The sequence below is a fragment of the Brachybacterium muris genome (genome assembly GCF_016907455.1).
Lineage (GTDB): Bacteria > Actinomycetota > Actinomycetes > Actinomycetales > Dermabacteraceae > Brachybacterium > Brachybacterium muris.
In genome coordinates, this window is the sequence record NZ_JAFBCB010000001.1 from 2,011,395 (window position 1) to 2,029,707 (window position 18,313).

Annotated in this window: 14 protein-coding genes; 4 read left to right on the forward strand and 10 right to left on the reverse strand. The window is 70.9% G+C overall.

Translation table 11 applies throughout. From position 1 onward, the window contains the following. Nucleotides 1–58: 58 nt before the first annotated feature. Complete coding sequence (locus JOD52_RS09295) at nucleotides 59–1,096, forward strand: YeiH family protein (protein WP_204409620.1); 1,038 nt, start codon at nucleotides 59–61, stop codon at nucleotides 1,094–1,096. Nucleotides 1,097–1,187: 91 nt separating this feature from the next. Here the strand turns inward: JOD52_RS09295 and JOD52_RS09300 are convergent, their stop codons facing one another. The 9 genes from JOD52_RS09300 to JOD52_RS09340 all read right to left on the reverse strand — a co-directional run bounded on the left by JOD52_RS09300 (nucleotide 1,188) and on the right by JOD52_RS09340 (nucleotide 10,135). Further along, nucleotides 1,188–2,309: a hypothetical protein gene (locus JOD52_RS09300; protein ID WP_204409621.1), complete on the reverse strand. Its 1,122-nt coding sequence runs from the start codon at nucleotides 2,307–2,309 to the stop codon at nucleotides 1,188–1,190. Further along, nucleotides 2,306–3,400, reverse strand: coding sequence for a tRNA 2-thiouridine(34) synthase MnmA (gene mnmA, locus JOD52_RS09305; protein ID WP_204411618.1), 1,095 nt, complete (start codon nucleotides 3,398–3,400; stop codon nucleotides 2,306–2,308). Before mnmA ends, JOD52_RS09300 begins: the two co-directional genes overlap by 4 nt. Nucleotides 3,401–3,549: 149 nt before the next feature. Further along, nucleotides 3,550–4,767, reverse strand: a complete 1,218-nt coding sequence (locus JOD52_RS09310) for a cysteine desulfurase family protein (protein ID WP_017823924.1) — start codon at nucleotides 4,765–4,767, stop codon at nucleotides 3,550–3,552. Beyond that, nucleotides 4,761–5,732: a hypothetical protein gene (locus JOD52_RS09315; protein ID WP_017823923.1), complete on the reverse strand. Its 972-nt coding sequence runs from the start codon at nucleotides 5,730–5,732 to the stop codon at nucleotides 4,761–4,763. Before JOD52_RS09315 ends, JOD52_RS09310 begins: the two co-directional genes overlap by 7 nt. Next, the gene (locus JOD52_RS09320; RefSeq protein WP_204409623.1) at nucleotides 5,729–6,727 is read right to left on the reverse strand and encodes a vWA domain-containing protein; all 999 of its coding nucleotides are present in this window, start codon (nucleotides 6,725–6,727) and stop codon (nucleotides 5,729–5,731) included. The genes JOD52_RS09315 and JOD52_RS09320 overlap by 4 nt, the downstream gene beginning before the upstream one ends. Next, on the reverse strand, nucleotides 6,724–7,740 hold the full coding sequence (locus JOD52_RS09325; protein WP_239552256.1) for a vWA domain-containing protein: 1,017 nt from the start codon (nucleotides 7,738–7,740) through the stop codon (nucleotides 6,724–6,726). Before JOD52_RS09325 ends, JOD52_RS09320 begins: the two co-directional genes overlap by 4 nt. Beyond that, entirely contained in the window at nucleotides 7,737–8,267 is a 531-nt protein-coding gene (locus JOD52_RS09330; protein WP_204409627.1) for a hypothetical protein, read from the reverse strand. The genes JOD52_RS09325 and JOD52_RS09330 overlap by 4 nt, the downstream gene beginning before the upstream one ends. Then, nucleotides 8,254–9,150: a DUF58 domain-containing protein gene (locus tag JOD52_RS09335; protein ID WP_017823919.1), complete on the reverse strand. Its 897-nt coding sequence runs from the start codon at nucleotides 9,148–9,150 to the stop codon at nucleotides 8,254–8,256. Before JOD52_RS09335 ends, JOD52_RS09330 begins: the two co-directional genes overlap by 14 nt. Nucleotides 9,151–9,169: 19 nt before the next feature. After that, on the reverse strand, nucleotides 9,170–10,135 hold the full coding sequence (locus tag JOD52_RS09340) for an AAA family ATPase (protein ID WP_017823918.1): 966 nt from the start codon (nucleotides 10,133–10,135) through the stop codon (nucleotides 9,170–9,172). 357 nt (nucleotides 10,136–10,492) lie between these two features. Here JOD52_RS09340 and glgX point away from each other — a divergent pair, with 357 nt between their 5' ends. The 3 genes from glgX to glgB all read left to right on the forward strand — a co-directional run bounded on the left by glgX (nucleotide 10,493) and on the right by glgB (nucleotide 17,191). Next, nucleotides 10,493–12,718, forward strand: coding sequence for a glycogen debranching protein GlgX (glgX, locus tag JOD52_RS09345; RefSeq protein ID WP_204409631.1), 2,226 nt, complete (start codon nucleotides 10,493–10,495; stop codon nucleotides 12,716–12,718). A 38-nt stretch (nucleotides 12,719–12,756) separates the two neighbouring features. After that, entirely contained in the window at nucleotides 12,757–14,820 is a 2,064-nt protein-coding gene (locus JOD52_RS09350; protein WP_204409632.1) for an alpha-1,4-glucan--maltose-1-phosphate maltosyltransferase, read from the forward strand. 202 nt (nucleotides 14,821–15,022) lie between these two features. Next, nucleotides 15,023–17,191: a 1,4-alpha-glucan branching protein GlgB gene (glgB, locus tag JOD52_RS09355; RefSeq protein WP_204411622.1), complete on the forward strand. Its 2,169-nt coding sequence runs from the start codon at nucleotides 15,023–15,025 to the stop codon at nucleotides 17,189–17,191. Nucleotides 17,192–17,341: 150 nt separating this feature from the next. On the opposite strand, the gene JOD52_RS09360 is transcribed toward glgB, so the two are convergent. After that, complete coding sequence (locus tag JOD52_RS09360; protein ID WP_204409633.1) at nucleotides 17,342–18,253, reverse strand: tetratricopeptide repeat protein; 912 nt, start codon at nucleotides 18,251–18,253, stop codon at nucleotides 17,342–17,344. Between the last annotated feature and the right edge of the window lie 60 nt (nucleotides 18,254–18,313).

Here is an 18,313-nt window from a genome sequence, read left to right on the forward strand (position 1 = left end):
GGCTCCCCGTCGCCAGGGCGGGGCTCCCGGCGGGCGATCGAGCGCACTGCCCCGCCGGATGACCGACCTGCTGCCCGGCCTGCTGCTGAGCCTTGTGATCGGCGTGGTCACCGTGGCCCTGGGCCGGGTGGTCCCGGAGGCTTCCCCGGCGCTGGTGGCGATCCTGCTCGGTGCGGTCCTCGCGAACTCGGGCCGGATGCACCCCACGCTGAATCCGGGCCTGCAGTTCACCGCACGCACCGTGCTGCGCGCAGGCATCGTGCTGCTGGGGCTCCAGCTCGCCCTCGGGGACGTCCTGGCGCTGGGACCGGTGGTGATCGCCGCGATCGTGGCCGTGGTGGGGATCGGTATCGGCAGCGGGCTTCTGCTGGGGCGGATGCTGCGGCTGCCCTCGGATCTGACCGTGCTGATCGCCTGCGGCTTCTCGATCTGCGGTGCCGCGGCGGTAGCAGGTGTCAGCGGGGTGCTCTCCTCCGCGGACCGTACGCAGGATCCCGAGCGGACAGCGCAGAGGGAGACCCGCACCGCGACAGCGGTGGCCCTGGTGGTCGTGTTCGGCACGCTGATGATCCCCCTGCTGCCGGTGCTCGCCCGGCTCCTGGAGCTCCCCGCACCGACCGCGGGGATCTGGACCGGGCTGTCCGTGCTGGAGGTGGCGCAGGTCGTCGCGGCGGGCAGTCTGATCGGGGACCCTGCGCTCAGCGCGGCTGTGGTGGTCAAGCTCGGCCGCGTGCTGATGCTCGCCCCTGTGGTGGCACTGCTCTCCATCGCCCTGCGTCGCACCGCCGCTCACGCGGGGCAGGGGGCAGATGCGCAGGCGCGCGGGCGCGGCGCGAGGGTGCCGCTGGTGCCGGGCTTCGTGGCCGGGTTCCTGGTCGCCGTGGCGATCCGCTCCACGGGCCTGGTTCCGGCCACCGTGCTGGACGTGGCGCAGCTGGTGCAGGCAGTGCTGCTGGCGGCCGCCATGTTCGCCCTGGGCACCGGCGTGCGCGTGGCGCTGCTGCGCACCGTGGGCGCGCGGCCGGTGGTCCTGGCCTCGCTGCTGCTGATCGTGGTGACCGCCGTGGGCCTGGCCGGGTCGATGCTGGCCGGCTGATCCCCGCGTACCCGGGGCACGCGTACGGCGAGGGGCAGTCGCTGCCCCCGGGTGGCGGACCGGTAGCGGGAGGGCTGGTCGTGGGTGGGCGTCAGCGCTCGACGAGCTCGGCCCACGCGGGAGCGGAGCGCAGCAGGGCCTCGATGGTGGCCTCGTCCAGCAGTGTCGACGCGGCGGGCTGCTGGGACGGGTCGGGCTTCCCGCTGCGCACCGCATGCGAGGCGCCGGTATGGGCGATCAGGGTGAATCCGGCCGCATCCCCGGCTGCGTATCCCAGCTTCTGCCAGGACTCCAGTACCCCGTCCAGGACCGCGGTCATACCTCCGCCGGGCCGAGGGTCCACCGCCAGCTCCAGGTGGCAGCCACTGTCGTGGGCGGTGGCCAGCTCCTCCCACAGCACGCGTCCGGCAGGGGTCTCCAGCGACGGCAGGCGCGCCGGCGAGACCGCCAGGCGCCGCACCCCGATCTCCCGGGCAGTGCGCAGCACCGTCACGTCGGTGCCGATCCCCAGGGTGATCGACTCCGGATCGAGCACGCTGGACGAGCGCAGCCCGGCCATGAGGCACTGCCACAGGGTGCCGGCCTCAGGCGCGGGGACCGCGGGGTAGGCGCGCCTCCCGGACGGGGTGGGGATACGACCCTCGACCACGGCGTTGACCGCGTCCTCGCGCAACAGCAGGTGAGGCCGGGCACCGGGCACCCGCGCGCGCAGCAGTGCCAGGTGCTCGCCGAGCCCTTCAGCCAGCAGCATCGGCAGGTCCCGCACCGCACCGCGGTCCGCAAGGGTGCGCTCCCCCGACGGCAGGAAGGTCGCGGCCGCGAGGGTCACCGGGCCCATGGCAGTGACAGCCAGGGGGCCCTCATAGCCCAGCAGTGCGATGCGGGCGGCATCGAGGGTGCGGTCGCGCACGTCCTGCGCCCGCTGCCATGCCCGCCCGATGCCGGGGCCCAGGCGCCAGCCGTAGCTGGCCAGATCCCCACTGGTGCCGGCCAGCAGGGCCAAGGTGGCGGGGAGCAGGTGGTCGGTGTCGTCCAGGCCGAGGGCCGAGGGGAGGTACAGGCGGGTGGCGATCTGCTCCTCGGGCGGGTCCCCCAGCAGTGAGCGGAGCCGCATCAGGGCCAGCAGGAACGGGTCCTCGGCCACATCGTTGCCGATCGCCCCGGTGCCGAGCCGGAAGGTGCCGTCACCGGTGATCGTGACCAGGGGGCTCATGCGCGTCGCTCCAGGGTGGCGGCGGCGAGCACCCGGTCGCCGTCGTACAGGACCAGGGTCTGGCCGGGTGCCACTCCCCGCACCGGGGTGTCCAGGCGCACCTGCAGCAGCGAGCCAGGTGCATCGGGAGCGGGCACCTGCTGGACCACTGCGGGCACGGCCTCACCGTGGGCCCGGATCTGGGCGTGCACCGGACGACCTTCGGTGAGCTCCTCGAAGGAGATCACATCCGTGGCGTGCAGCTCCCTGGTGGAGAGCAGTTCGGAGGCGCCCACCACCACCTGTCGCAGGGCAGGATCGATGTCCACCACGTATCGGGGGCGACCGTCGGGCGCGGGGTGCTGGATGCCCAGTCCCTTGCGCTGCCCGATGGTGTAGCCGTGGGTGCCGGTGTGGGTGGCGAGCACGGTGCCGTCGGGGTCCACCACCTCCCCGGGGGCCTCCCCCAGGCTGCGCTCGAGGAAGCCGCGGGTGTCGCCGTCGGCGATGAAGCAGATGTCGTAGCTGTCGGGTTTGGTGGAGACTCCCAGGCCACGGGCCCGGGCCTCCTCGCGCACAGCCTGCTTGTCCTCGAAGTCGCCGAGGGGGAACAGGGAGCGCCCCACCGCCTCGGGCCCCATCACCGCCAGGACGTAGCTCTGGTCCTTCGCATCGTTGCGGGAGCGGTGCAGGGAGGGGGCCCCGCCCGGCCCCTCGGATCGGATACTGGCGTAGTGACCCGTGCACACGGCGTCGAAGCCCAGCAGGGTGGCGCGCTCCAGCAGGGAGGCGAACTTGATCCGCTCGTTGCAGCGCACGCAGGGATTCGGGGTCCGGCCGGCCGCGTACTCGGTGAGGAAGTCCTCGACCACCAGGTCGTGGAAGTCGTCGGAGAGGTCCCACACGTAGTACGGGATGCCGATCCGGTCCGCTGCGCGGCGAGCATCGGAGGCGTCCTCCACGGTGCAGCAGCCACGGGATCCGGTGCGCCGCTGATCGCGGTTCTTCGACAGTGCCATGTGCACCCCCACCACCTCGTGACCGGCCTCGGCGGCGCGGGCGGCGGCCACGGCGGAATCGACGCCGCCACTCATCGCCGCCAGTACCTTCACGTGCTCGTCTCCTTCGATCAGCTGCATCGCACCCGGGTTCGCGGTCTCTGCCGGTCCCGGTTGCCGAGTCTACGGAGAGGCAGCCCCGCAGGACGGTGGCGCGCACGTGAGATGCATCAGACTCAGGTGCGACACGACACGTGCCGCCCTCAGCCGAACAGCGATCCCACGGCCCGGGCCTTCTGCAGCGCCTCGGGGAGGGCGGCAAGGAACAGGTCCACGTCGCGCTCCGTACTGCTCCAGCCGAACGACAGCCGCAGCGCTCCGCGCGCTTCAGCGTCACTGATCCCCATCGCCGCCAGCACCGGACTGGCCTGGGTGACCCCCGCGGAGCACGCGGATCCGGCCGAGCAGTCCACGCCCCGTTCGTCCAGCAGGAACAGCAGGGAGTCGGTGTCAGCCCCGGGGAACCGGACGTGGACGACGTGCCCGGCCTGCGGGGAGGACTCCGGGAGGGTGAACCGCGCTTCGGGGTCCACCGCGGCGATGCCTGCGCGGAGGCGGCCGGCGAGCGCACGATAGCGGGCGTTCTCCTCCTCGCGGTGATCCATCAGCTCCGCGAAGGCGGCCGCGAAGGCGGCCGCGTGAGCGGCGTCCAGCGTGCCGGAGCGCACCCCGCGCTGCTGCCCGCCGCCGGTGCTAGTCACCGCCAGCGGCACCTCGGGCTTCGCCACCAGGACACCCACCCCCACCGGGGCTCCGATCTTGTGCCCCGACAGCGACATCAGGTCCACGTCGTCCCACGACGGGGTGGGGACATGACCGATGCCCTGGACGGCATCCGTGTGCACCCAGGTGCCGTGCTGACGAGCCACGGAGGCCAGAGTGCCGATGTCCTGCACCGCGCCGGTCTCGTTGTTGACCAGGGCCGCGCTGAGGACACCCACGGCGCCGTCGGCGAGTGCCGCGGCCACCGCATCGAGCTCCAGGATCCCTGCGCCGTCCACCGGGAGGATCCGCGCCTCGATACCGGGGGGCGTCTCACCTGGAGCCACCTGGGGGGACTCCAGGGAACGGGCGGTGGCCAGGACCGCGGGATGGTCCGTCGCCGCGACAGCGACAGCGCGGCGCCGGGCATCAGCAGCCTGCGCCCCCAGGGCCACCGCCCGGATCGCGAGGTTGTCGGCCTCGGTGCCACCGGAGGTGAGGATCAGCCAACTGCGAGGTACGCCCAGCCGTTCGGCGATCGAGGCGAGGGCCTCGTCGAGCACGGCTCGTGCCCGCCGGCCGGATGTGTGCACGGAGGAGGGGTTGCCCTGCACCAGCGATGCCTCCAGATAGGCGTCCCGTGCCGCCGGCCGTATCACCGTGGTGGCGGCATGATCGAGGTAGGCCCGTTCGGGGCGGGCATCTGACGTGGTCACCATGGCTTGGGCTGCTCCTCGCTGCCACCGTTGGGGTCGTCCTCGCCCTCACCGCCCTGCGCGTCGCGGTTGCGGTTCTCGAGCTCGTCCTCCTTCTGCTGCTCCTCGCTGCTCCCTTCGGTGGGGGCCTCCTCCTCGGGGCCATCACCCTCGGGGTCCTCGCGCTTGGGGTCACCGGCCGGCGGCGGTTCGCCGCCGCCCTGCTCCTCACCGCCGGAGCCCTGCTCGGTGCCGCGGTCATCGGGGTCGTTCCCGGCTTCCTCGTCGGCTTCGCGGCGCTTCTCCCGGATCCGCTCGCCGTTGTCCTCGGTGGTCTCGGAGTCCTCGTTGCCGGCACCCCCGCCGCCCTGGCCCTCGCCCTCGCCCTCGCCGCCGCCACCGCCTCCGGCGCACGGGGCCATGATCTCCTCGGCCTCGTAGAGGCGGTCGGCCCTCTGGGCAGGGTCCTGGATCTCCTCGGCCTGGCGCTCGATGGAGATCGCGAGGTTGTTGATGATCTTGCACTGGGCGTGCAGGGGGTGGTTGAGGTCCGTGCCGTTCTCCCACTTCTGGAGCGACTCGCGCAGCTCCGCCTCCGCCTCGGCGTTCTGTCCCTGCTGCAGCAGGTCGGTGCCGCGGGTGAGGTGCGGGAGATACGGCTCGAACCAGTTGGCCACCCACACCGGCTGCAGGCGCTCGATGGCGGCGGGGTAGTCGCCGTCCTCGTAGGCACCCTGGTGCCATGCCTGGGTGATCGGCATGGACGTGAACTTCACCGCGAGCAGGCCCAGCACCAGGATCGGCAGTGCCAGCAGGGCGAACACGATGGCGCGCACCCGGCGCAGCCGTCGCACGTTCAGGCCGAAGTTCTCCGGGCGTCCCTGGGGGCGGGCATCCAGCGACGGGTCGACATCGCGCCCCGTACGGGCGGAGCTGTCCCCGGGCGCATCGGCCGGTTCGGTGCGGGGGGCGTCGGTCGAGGTGCTCATCGCTGCGCTCCTGAGATGTCGTAGCGGTCCAGCCTGCGCGGGAGCCGATAGGTCATCTCCCCCAGCTCCCAGATGAACAGGGCCGCCAGTGGGATCGAGGCGATCCAGTACCAGTCCTCGAAGCTGGCGACGCTGCGCGCGGACTCGATGGGCACCGGGCGCAGGGTGATCCCCTCCATGGTGCCCTCGATCGGTGCCTCGGGATCGGTGCGGTGGATGTAGGGGACGCCCAGATCCGCGGCGATCTTCTCCAGCTGTCCCTGGTCGATCGTGGATATGCCCTGGCCGCCGTCGGGGGACGGGATGTACTCGCCGTGGTTCTCGCCGCCCTGAGCCTTCATCGGGCCACCCGTGGGTGTCCCGTAGCCCAGCACGGCGCCCCCGTCGACCATGGGGTTCGCCTGCCCGAAGGACTCCGATTCGCGCTCGTCGGTGTTCTCGCCGTCGGAGAGGAAGTAGACCAGTATGTGGGAGTCGGGGTCCTCACGCTCGGTCTCCTGCAGGGCCGTGAGCAGGGACGTGAGCGGCCGGTCCACGTTCGAGCCCTGGGAGTAGGCGGTGGGCTCGGTGGTGAGGGTGTCCACCCAGGCCGTCGCGGCGCCAGCATCGGTGGTCAGCGGCAGCTGCTCGGTGGCAGTGGAGTCGAAGGCGATGATGCTGTACCGGGCACCCTCGGTCATGCCCATGATGCGTTCCATGTCGGCCTTGACGCCCTCCAGGCGCGGCTGGTCCCCGGCATAGTCCTCGGCGTTCATGGAACCGGTGCGGTCCACCACGAAGAACACGTTCGCGTTCATCCGCTGGGTCTGCTCGCCCTCCAGCGGCGTCACCGGTCTCAGTGCCACCACCAGCAGCAGCAGCACCATCAGGGTGCGGCGCAGCCAGGCAACACGCTGCCGGGGTCGCAGCACCAGCAGCACCACGCAGAAGATCAGCAGCAGGCCGAAAAGGGGCACGGAGGCCCATAGGGGCATCAGCGGCTCGAGGCGGATCATCGCGCCCTCCATCCCAGCACGATCACGCCCACCAGGGTCAGGAAGGTGAGCACGAAGCCGAAGCCCGGGTGGTCGGTGCGCACCACCGTGGGGGTCGCCCCCATCGCCGCGGCCTGGGTGCGCTGGATCTCCTGGATGATCGAGGGGATCGCATCGGGGTCGGTGGACTGGTACAGCACCCCGTCGTGCTCCTCGGTGGCGGTCTTCAGCTCCGTGAGGCAGTCCGAGGCGCACTCGTAGGCGCCGGGGAAGAAGGTGTACAGGGTGATGTCGCGTCGGGCCACCGAGTCCGCGGCCTCGTCGAGGGTGAAGATCGGGGTGCCGTTGACCTCGTTGTCGGTCGCGAAGATGATCGACCGGGAGCGGTCCTCCTCGGCACGGTCGAACAGCTGCCCGCAGGAGGCCAGGCCGTCCGGCACGATCGAGGCCTCGTCGGGGATGCCCCGGGTGCCCTCGACGAACTCGACGTACTTGCTCACCTTGTCGTCGTCGTAGTCCCGCGTGCCCAGGCGATACCCGAACTCGTCGAAGTCGATCGCCTCGGCGCCTTCGGAGAGCTCGCGGTGGATCAGGTCGTAGTCGTTGGTCAGGGGGAACACGGTGCGACTGGTCGAGTTGAAGATCGACAGCGCCACCCGCTCCCCCTCGAAGCCGTCCACCATCTCGGCGAAGGTCTGCAGGATCTCGGTGTCGTACTCGTACATCGATCCGGAGACGTCCAGGCACAGCACGATGTCGCGGGAGGCGAAGTCCGGGGTCTCGATGCGCTCGGTGGCGATGCGACCGGACAGCACCGAGGCCGCGATGACGCCCAGCACCGCGATGCCCACCTGCAGCACCCGCACCGCGCGGGCGGTGCGCTGGGCGCGCAGGAAGCTGGGGATGCGGTCCATGTAGGACGAGTTCGCCACCAGCACCGGCGACTTCCGCATCGCCCGGCGGTTCCAGAACGTGATCGCCCAGACCGCGAGCCCCGCCAGCAGCAGCAGGGCCGTGACCCACCAGAAGATCATGACCACCTGCGGATCACCTCCCGTGCACGGCGCACCGATTCCTGCAGCTGCGCGTCCGAGCTCGGTGCGAAGTCCGGCTCGTACAGGGCGAGGATCAGCTCACCGACCGGCCGGGTGCGCGGATCGGCCAGCAGGGTGGAGACGTCCTGGCTGGTGACGTCGTGGCCGGTGGTCCGGCGCACGAAGCGCCTCATCACGCCGGTCAGCTCGCGGTGCCCCTCACGCGCTTCCAGCTCACCGGCCTCGTGTCGATCGGCGACGCGGTTGACGGCGCGGAGGAACTCTGCCTTGAGGTTCTCCGCGTCGCTGGGGCGCTTCCTGTAGGCGGCGCGCTTCTCGATCGACCTCGTGATACGGAGGGTCCCCCACACCAGGGCGGTGATCACCAGGGCGCACAGGATCGCCAGGATCACCCACGCAACCGAGTACTGAGGGGGGTCGATGATCTCGGGCGGGGCGGGTTCGGCGATCACCACGACACCCACCGCACCGGTGATCGCACCGCGGAGGAGCTCAGGCACGGGCATGGCGGAACTCCCTCGACCTCAGCATCGTCACCATGTCGTCCACCACCGTGGTCTCCCCCGCGGTCAGCATGTGGGTGACGTGCAGACGGTCGAGCATCTCGGAGATCCCCTGTCGGCGGGCCTGCCGGTAGGCCTCGACGTCCTGTGCGACACGCTTCGAGGTGCGGGCGATGGAGGCGACCTCCCGCGGGGAGTCCACGTCCACCACGTCGTGGTCCAGCGAGTCGCGCTGCAGCGGGTCGGCATCGGCGATCCGGATCACCATCACGTCGTGCCGGGTGGTGAGCCGGCGCAGTGCCGCGAAATCCTCGACATCGGGGCGCGCCTCGTCGGTGATGATGGTCATCAGGGTGGAGCGGGTGGTCACCCGGAACGCCCGCTCCAGCAGCCAGGCACTGTCCGGCTGCGACGCCGCAGTGGTGGTGGCCTGCTGGACGCTGCGCAGCAGCAGCTCGAGGTGCCCGTCGCTGGAGCGCGCGGGCAGCTGCACGGGGTGTGCGTCGTCACCGGCGACCAGGCCCACCAGGTCCCCGTTCTTCTGCGCCAGGTAGCAGATCATCCCGGCCGCCATCACCATCGCATCGCGCTTGGAGGTGCCGTCAGCGGCGGTGGCGGCCATCGCCGAGGAGGTGTCGGCCACGATCGACAGGTGCCGCACGCGCTCCTCGTTGAACTGCCGGATCAGCGGCTCACCGGAACGCGCGGTCGCCTTCCAGTCGATGTCGGAGATCTTGTCGCCGGGCTGGTAGTACTTCAGGTCGTCGAAGTCCTCCCCGCTGCCCTTGAACAGCGAGCGGCCGCGGCCCTGGATCAGGCCGCGCGCCCGGTTCGAGGTGTGCAGGTCCACCCGGGCCTTGACCCGGGTGAGCAGCGAGGTCGCCATCGGTTCTCTCCGCGCCCGATCAGGGCATCGGCACGGCGTGGAACACCGCGTCGATGATCTGCTCGGGCTTGATCCCGCTGGCCAGGGCGTCGAAGGTGAGCACGAGGCGGTGCCGCAGCACGCCGTGGCGCATAGCGCGCACGTCGTCCGGGGTCACGTAGTCGCGGCCGTGGAGCAGGGCATGTGCCTGCCCCACCCGCATCAGGGCCAGGGAGCCGCGGGGGCTGGCGCCCACACGCACCGACTGGGTGAGGTTCGGGACCGGACGGGGGCCGGAGCCGCGGGTCGTGAAGACCACGTCGATGATGTAGCGCTTGACCGCGGGATCGACGTAGACGGTGTCCACCATCTCCTGCAGGAAGCGGATGTCCTCCAGGCTCACCGCGCCCACGGACTGCTTGGGGCCCGAGAGACTGCCGGAGGTGGAGCGGTCCAGGATCTCGTGCTCCTCGGCGGGCCGCGGGTAGGTGAGCACCTCCTTCATCAGGAAGCGGTCCATCTGGGCCTCGGGCAGCACGTAGGTGCCCTCCTCCTCGATGGGGTTCTGGGTGGCCAGCACCATGAACGGCTCGGGCAGCTTGTGGATCTCGCCGCCGATGGAGGTCTGGCGCTCCTGCATCGCCTCGAGCATCGCGGACTGGGTCTTGGCGGAGGAGCGGTTGATCTCGTCCAGCAGCACCACGTTGGCGTGCACCGGACCCAGCTGTGTGGTGAAGGTGCCGGAGCCGTAGTTGAAGATCTGGGTGCCGATGATGTCGTTGGGCATCAGGTCCGGAGTGCACTGGATGCGGGAGAAGGAACCGGTGATCGCCGAGGCCAGCGCGCTGGCGGCGGTGGTCTTGGCCAGACCCGGCACCGACTCCAGCAGCACGTGCCCACCGGCGGCGAGCGCCGTCAGCAGGCTCAGGCGTAGGTTCTCCTGGCCCACCACGCGCGACTGGAACACCTGGGTGATGGTGCGCACGATGGCGGTGGAGCGCTCCATGTCGGCCGGGGCGATCGCGGCGCTGGACGGCGCGAAAGATCCGGTCCCGCGCTGCGGGGTGCTCCCACCCCGGGACGGTGCGGGCGCTGAACCCGAGGGGCCGGCCGGCCCTCTCGATGACGGCGGGGCAGGCGCGGCAGGGCGCGCACCCTGCGGGTTCGGTGGCTGGCTCATGTGCTGCGGCTCCCCCGTCGGCGGACTGACTGCTGGCTGGTGCCCACCCCTCCCCCGAGGTTGTCCGGCTGCCGGCACCGGGACGGAGCACGGGGCACCGAGGCGATCCTAGCGGTTGTGAGGTGTCACCGGTCCGTCATGCCCATCCGGTATCGGGCGCGTCGTCGATGCGACAATGCCCGGGTGCATGCCGATCGCTTCGACCGCGCCACCCCTCCGGTGGCCCCCACCTCCCCCGGTCTCAGCGTGGACGAGCAGGGACGCGGCACCTTCGCCGTGGCCGCTCCCCGCGCCGACGCCGTGGACCTGTGCATCGACCGGGGTGGCGCAGAGCTGCACCACCGGCTGCGTCACTACGACGGCGGTCTGCGCTGGGACCACGTCACCGGCATGACCCCCGGCACCCGCTACGGCCTGCGGGTGCACGGCCCCTGGGACCCGGGCGCCGGTCTGTACGGCAACCCGCGCAAGCTGCTGCTGGACCCGTACGCCCACGGTGTCTCCCACGCCTCCCCACTGCTGAGCTCGTTCTTCCCCTTCGAGGTGGACGCGATGCTGGACCCGGCCGGGGACCGGCTCGTCCCCAGCACGCTGGACGACCGCGAGACCGCCGTGTGGTCCGTGGTGACCACCGACCGCTTCGACTGGCAGGGGGACCTGCGGCCGATGGTGGACTGGGACGAGACCGTCCTGTACGAGCTGCACGTCAAGGGCTTCACCCGACTGCACCCCGAGGTGCCGCCGGAGCAGCGCGGCACCTACGCGGGCCTCGGCCACCCGGCCGTCACCGGCTACCTCACCGACCTGGGCGTCACCACGGTGGAACTGCTGCCCATCCATGCCGCGATGGACGAGCCGCACCTGACCCGATTGGGACTGACCAACTACTGGGGCTACTCGACCATGTCCTTCATGGCGCCCGAGCCGTCCCTGGCCACCGCCGCCGCCCAACGCTCCGGTGCCCAGGCCGTGCTGGACGAGGTCAGGACCATGGTGCGCAACCTCCACACCGCCGGTCTCGAGGTGGTGCTGGACGTGGTCTACAACCACACCGCCGAGGGCGGCGCAGGCGGGCCCTCCCTGTCACTGCGGGGACTGGACAACCGCGAGTACTACTGGATGGACCACAGCTCCTTCCTGGACGTCACCGGCACCGGCGGCACCCTGGACCCCCGGTCCGTGCACGTGATGGACCTGATCCTCGCCTCCCTGCGGTACTGGGTGCAGGAGATCCACGTGGACGGCTTCCGCTTCGACCTGGCCGCCACCCTGGGGCGCGACGAGCACGGCTTCCGACCGGACCACCCGCTGCTGCGGGCGATCGTGACCGACCCGGTGCTGCGCCGGGTCAAGCTGATCGCCGAGCCCTGGGACGTGGGCACCGGTGGTTGGCAGACCGGCGGCTTCCCCGCACCGTTCGCGGAGTGGAACGACTCCTTCCGCGATGACGTGCGCGCGTTCTGGCTCTCCGACCGCGCCCTGCGCGAACGGGACGGCAACCCGGCCGTGGGTGGGGTGCGCGACCTGGCCACCCGGTTGACCGCCTCGAGCGACCTGTTCACCTCCCGGGACCCCTCGCACCTGCCCGCCGGCCGCAGCCTGCGCTCCCCCTGGGCCTCGATCAACTTCGTCACCGCCCATGACGGCTTCACCCTGCGGGACCTGACCACGTACGAGTCCAAGCACAACGAGGCCAATGGGGAGGACAACCGGGACGGCACCTCCGACAACCGCTCCTGGAACCATGGGTTCGAAGGTGAACCGGTCACGGGCCTTGGGGAAGCCGATCCCCTGCTGGCTGCCCGCCGCCGCACCTCCCGTGGGATCCTCGCGACGCTGCTGCTGGCGTCGGGCACCCCGATGCTCACCGCGGGCGACGAGTTCGGCCGCACCCAGCACGGCAACAACAACGCCTACTGCCAGGACAACGAGATCTCCTGGGTGGACTGGACGCTGCGTCCCCAGGACCGGGCCCTGCGCGATACCGTCAAGGCTCTGCTGTGGCTGCGCGCCGAGCACCCCCAGCTGCGCAGCCCCCACTTCCTGAGGCCTGCGGACCCGGCGGCGCTGGATCCCGGTCAGGTGGCATGGTTCGGTCCCGATGGCACCGGCATGGAGCACGCCGATTGGATGGACCCCTCCCGCCACCTGCTGGCGATGCTGCGGCCGGGTGTGCCCGGCCCGGACGGCTCCCAGCACCTGCTGATCGTGATCTCCACCGAGGCGGAGCAGGTGGACCTCACCCTGCCCGGGGCGCCGTGGCCCCAGGGACCCACCCGGGTGCTGTTCGACAGCTCGCTGGAGGACCAGTCCCTCCTACCCACCGGTCCGGTGCAGGGCGGGCAGGTCCCGGTCGAGCCCGGTAGCGTGATCGTCCTCGGGATCACCACTCCCGAGCGACTATCGTGAGACCTTCCAGGACGACCTCACTGCAGGCAGGAGCAGACATGCCCGAGCCCACCGCCCCCGGATCCCCCGCAACGCCCCCGCCCCCGGCACTGGACGCCGGCATCGGACGCATCCCGATCATGTCCGTCCAGCCGGTCGTGGACTGCGGCCGCTTCCCCGCCTCCTGCGTGGAGGGCGAGACGGTGCCGGTGCGGGTCAACGCCTTCCGCGAGGGGCACGACGCGATGGGCGTGCAGGTGGTGCTCACCGCGCCCGACGGGACCGAGCACGTGCGTCGCCTCGCCAGCACCAACCCCGGCCTGGACCTGTGGGAGACCACGGTACGGCCGGAGACCACCGGTCACTGGACCTTCCGGGTGGAGTCCTTCTCCTCCCCGTACGACACCTGGGCGCACACCGCGGAAGTGAAGATCCCCGCAGGGATGGACACCGAGCTGGTGATCGCCGAGGGCGTGCAGGTGCTGGAGCGGGCGCTGGCCGAGATCGAGGCCGGCCGCCGCCCCGAGGCCGACGGCCCACGACTGCGCGCCGCGATCAACAGCCTGCACGACACGTCCCTGTCGCCGTCGGGGCGGGTGGGGCCCGCCCTCGCCGCCGACCTGCGCGGGGTGATGCAGGAGCGGCCACTGCGCGAGGGCGTCACCACCGCCGGTCCCTTCGAACTGATCGTGCACCGCAAGCGTGCCCTGTTCGGCTCCTGGTACGAGTTCTTCCCGCGGTCCGAGGGTGCGCGCTTCGATCCCGAGCACGGCGGCTGGACCTCCGGCACGCTGGCCACCGCCACCGGGTCGCTGGACCGCATCGCCGCGATGGGCTTCGACGTCGCCTACCTCACGCCCATCCACCCCATCGGCACCACCTTCCGCAAGGGCCGCAACAACACCCTGGACCCCCGCGAGGGCGACCCGGGCTCCCCCTACGCCATCGGTGCACCCGAGGGCGGCCACGACGCGATCCATCCCGACCTCGGCACCATGGATGACTTCGACGCCTTCGTGACCCGCGCCAAGGAGCTGGGGCTCGAGGTGGCGATGGACATCGCCCTGCAGTGCTCCCCGGACCACCCCTGGGTCACCGAGCACCCCGAATGGTTCGTGATCCGGCCCGACGGCACCATCGCCTACGCCGAGAACCCCCCGAAGAAGTACCAGGACATCTACCCCCTCAGCTTCGACACCGACTACGACGGGCTGTACGCGGCGATCCGCGACATGCTCGAGCTGTGGGTGGAGCACGGAGTGACCCTGTTCCGCGTAGACAACCCTCACACCAAGCCCGTGCGCTTCTGGGAGGACCTGCTGGCGGAGTTCGACCGGAAGCACCCCGAGGTGATCTTCCTGGCCGAGGCGTTCACCCGGCCCACCATGATGCACACCCTGGGCAAGGTCGGCTTCCATCAGTCCTACACCTACTTCACCTGGCGCCACACCCCCCAGGAGCTGCGGGAGTACCTCGAGGAGCTCGCGGCCTCGGCGCACTACATGCGGCCCAGCTTCTGGCCCACCACCCACGACATCCTCACCCCGTTCATGAGCGAAGGGGGCCGCAGCGCCTTCGTGCTGCGGGCGATCCTGGCGGCCACCCTGGTGCCCACCTGGGGCATCTACACCGGCTACGAGCTGGTGGAGGACGTGCCCCGCCCCGGTGCGCAGGAGCAGATCGACAACGAGAAGTACGAGTACAAGCCTCGTGACTTCGCCGGAGCGCTCACCCGGGGCGAGAGCCTGGAGCCGCTGCTGACGGACCTGAACCGGATCCGCCGTGAGCACCCGGCCCTGCAGTCCCTGACCACGATCCGCTTCCACGAGGCCGACGACCCGCAGGTGCTGGTGTTCTCCAAGCACCTCGATGCGGAGGCCACCGGCACCGGCGTGTCGGACACGGTGCTGGTGGTGTCGCTGACAGAGCACGACCGCGACGCCTGGACCACCCTCCACCTGGACCTCGCAGCGCTCGGCGTCGGCGATCAGTTCGAGGTGGAGGACCTGCTCACCGGTGAGCGATTCAGCTGGAACCACAACCCGTATGTGATCCTGAGCGCCGCCGACAGGCCCGCCCACGTGCTGCGCGTCATCCATCCCGAGGAGGAACGACATGCCTGAGAGCCCCGACCCCACCACCCCGCGCCGCTCCCAGCGCTCCGGCGCCACCGGCAGAGAACCGGGAACGCGCTCGCAGCGCCAGGCCCCGGCCACGTCGCCGGCCTCCTCCGCACCCGCGGCACCGGCAGCCCCCGTCGCGCCCGAAGCTCCGTCGGCCCCCACGGCCGATCATCCCGCCGGCGGGATCAGCGGACCGCGCGTGATGCCGCTGGGTGAGCACGAGCTGGGCTCGGCCGCCACCGGCAGCTACCACGACCCCCACTCCGTGCTCGGTGCCCACCAGTACGACGGCGGCGTCACCGTGCGCACCCTGAAGCCCTTCGCCCACGCGGTCGAGGTGCTCACCGCCGACGGCACCGCCCATCCCATGCAGCACGAGTACGACGGCGTGTGGGTCGCCGCGATCGATGCCGCCGCCCTGTCCTCCTACCAGGTGCGCGTCACCTGGCAGGAAGGCGAGGCGCCCGTGGTGATGGAGGAGCCGTACCGCTTCTGGCCCACCCTGGGTGACCTGGACCTGCACCTGATCCGCGAGGGTCGCCACGAGGAGCTGTGGCGGGCGCTCGGCGCCCACGTGCGCACCGTCGACGGGGTGGACGGCACCAGCTTCGCGGTGTGGGCCCCCTCCGCCCGCGCCATCCAGGTGGTGGGCTCCTTCAACGGCTGGGACGGCCGCAGCCACTCCCTGCGCTCCCTGGGCGGCTCCGGCGTGTGGGAGCTGTTCGTTCCCGGCATCGGCGACGGCGAGGTGTACAAGTTCCGCGTGCTCGGGGCCGACGGCACCTGGCGGGACAAGGCCGACCCCATGGCGCGCCTGGCCGAGGTGCCGCCCGCCACCGGCTCCGTGGTCACCACCAGCGATTACGAGTGGAAGGACGACGCCTGGCTGGCCGCCCGCGCCGAGTCCGACGCCCTGGCCTCCCGGATGTCGATCTACGAGGTGCACCTGGCAAGCTGGCGGCCGGGACTGGGCTACGAGGAGCTGGCCACCGAGCTGGTGCAGTACGTGACCGACATGGGCTTCACCCACGTGGAGTTCATGCCCCTGGCGGAGCACCCCTTCGGCGGCTCCTGGGGCTACCAGGTGACCGGCTACTACGCCCCCACCTCGCGCCTGGGTTCCCCCGACGAGCTGCGCCACCTGATCGACACCCTGCATGCCGCCGGCATCGGCGTGATCATGGACTGGGTGCCCGCGCACTTCCCGAAGGACGAGTGGGCCCTGGCCCGCTTCGACGGCACCGCGCTGTACGAGCACGCGGATCCCCGCAAGGGCGAGCACCCCGACTGGGGCACCTACATCTTCGACCTGGGCCGCAAGGAAGTGCGCAACTTCCTGGTCGCCAACGCCTGCTACTGGCTCGAGGAGTTCCACGTCGACGGTCTGCGCGTGGACGCCGTGGCCTCGATGCTGTACCTGGACTACTCCCGTAAGGAGGGCGAGTGGATCCCCAACCGCCACGGCGGCCGGGAGAACCTCGAGGCGATCGACTTCCTGCAGGAGGCCAACGCCACCGCCTACAAGCGCGCCCCCGGCATCGTGATGATCGCCGAGGAGTCCACCTCGTTCCCGGGCGTCACCCGCCCCACCGACGTGGGCGGGCTGGGCTTCGGCTTCAAGTGGAACATGGGCTGGATGCACGACTCGCTGGTGTACCTGGGCGAGGACCCGATCAACCGCCAGTACCACCACAGCGAGCTCACCTTCTCGATGGTGTACCAGTACTCCGAGAACTTCGTGCTGCCCATCAGCCATGACGAGGTGGTCCACGGGAAGGGATCGCTGCTGCGCAAGGCCCCCGGGGACGACTGGCAGCAGGCCGCGTCGCTGCGGACCTTCCTCACCTACCAGTGGACCCACCCGGGCAAGCAGCTTCTGTTCATGGGCTCCGAGTTCGGTCAGGGCACCGAGTGGTCCGAGCAGGCCGGTCTGCCGTGGTGGCTGCTGGAGTACCCGCTTCACCGCGGCACCCAGCAGCTGGTCAAGGACCTCAACTCCCTCCAGGCCGAGTTCGACTCCCTGTACCAGCTGGACCAGGACCCGCAGGGCTTCGAGTGGCTGATCGGGGACGACGCCGGACACAACACGATCGCGTTCGTGCGACGCAACCGCGAGGGCGACCCGGTGGTGGTGGTGCTGAACTTCTCCACCCAGCCCTGGAACGAGTACCGCGTGCCCATGCCCGAGGGTGGCACGTGGCTGGAGCTGCTGAACTCCGACTCCCCCGTGTATGGCGGTAGCGGTGTGGGCAACCTCGGCAAGGTGCATGTGGAGCAGGTCCCGATGCATGGCCGCGAGCACTCGGTGCGCCTGGCGGTCCCGCCGCTAGGTGCGGTGATCCTCGCCCCGGAGCGCCTGCGCCAGGGCTGATCCCCTGCCCTGCTCGCGGCTGAGCGACGACCGGCCGGACGTAGAACTGCCCGGGTCCCCCTCGTGGGGCCCGGGCAGTTCTGTGTCGGTCGTGCAGCCCTGTGTGGTCGTGCAGTCCTGTGTCGGTCGGGCAGCTCTGTCGCGGTCTCGTCAGAACAGGAGGTTCGCCAGGCGCTTGCGGGCCGGCGGCACACGCGGGTCGTCGGGGCCGGCGATCTCGAACAGCTCCAGCAGGCGCTCCCTCACCGCGTCCTTGGTGTCCTGGTCGGCGCCGGGCAGCAGGTCCAGCAGGCGACCGAAGGCATCGTCCACATGCCCGCCCAGCATGTCCACGTCGGCGGCGAGCAGCTGGGCCTCCAGGTCGCGAGGGCCGTTGGCAGCGTTGGTGCGCACCGTGTCCAGGTCAGCGCCCTGCGTGCGGCGCATCAGACGCACGGTGGAGAGGCCGGCCTTCGCCTCGGCATCTGCCGGGGTCTGCAGGAGCTGCTTCTCGAACGCGGCCACGGCAGCGTCGAGGTCACCGGAGTCGATCGCCTCGTAGGCCTCGGCCACCAGCGGCGGCAGCGGCTCCTCCACCGGCTGCTCGGCGCTCTCCTCGCCCTCGGCGCCGGCGGGGACATCAATGCCCTGCTGGCGCGCCAGCTCGATCACCTGGGTGACAAGACCGTCCAGCTCCGAGGTGGGCAGCACCGACTCGACGATCGGCTGGACCTGACCCAGCAGGAGCAGCATCAGGGTGGGCAGCTGCTGCACGCGCAGTGCACCGGCCACGCGCGGCTGGGTGTCGGCATCCACCGTGGCCAGGCGCACCGCACCGCCCTTCGCGTCCACCGCGCGGCGCAGCCCCTCGAGGTACTCGTCGCCCTGCGGCACCCGCGAGCTGGTGACCAGCAGCAGGGTGGGGATGGTCTGGGAATCGGCCACCAGCTGCTCGAGGCCCTGCTCGGTGACGGCCACCTCATGGGTGCCGGGAGTGCCGCTGCCGGTGCCGGCCCCCTCGCCGGCGGCTCCGGCCGGCTTCTTCAGCGAGGCGAGATCGATGATGCCGTACGGATCGGTCACAGATGTGCTCCTTCGATGATCGGTGTCCACACCAGTCTACGGAGTACGGCGCACGGCAGT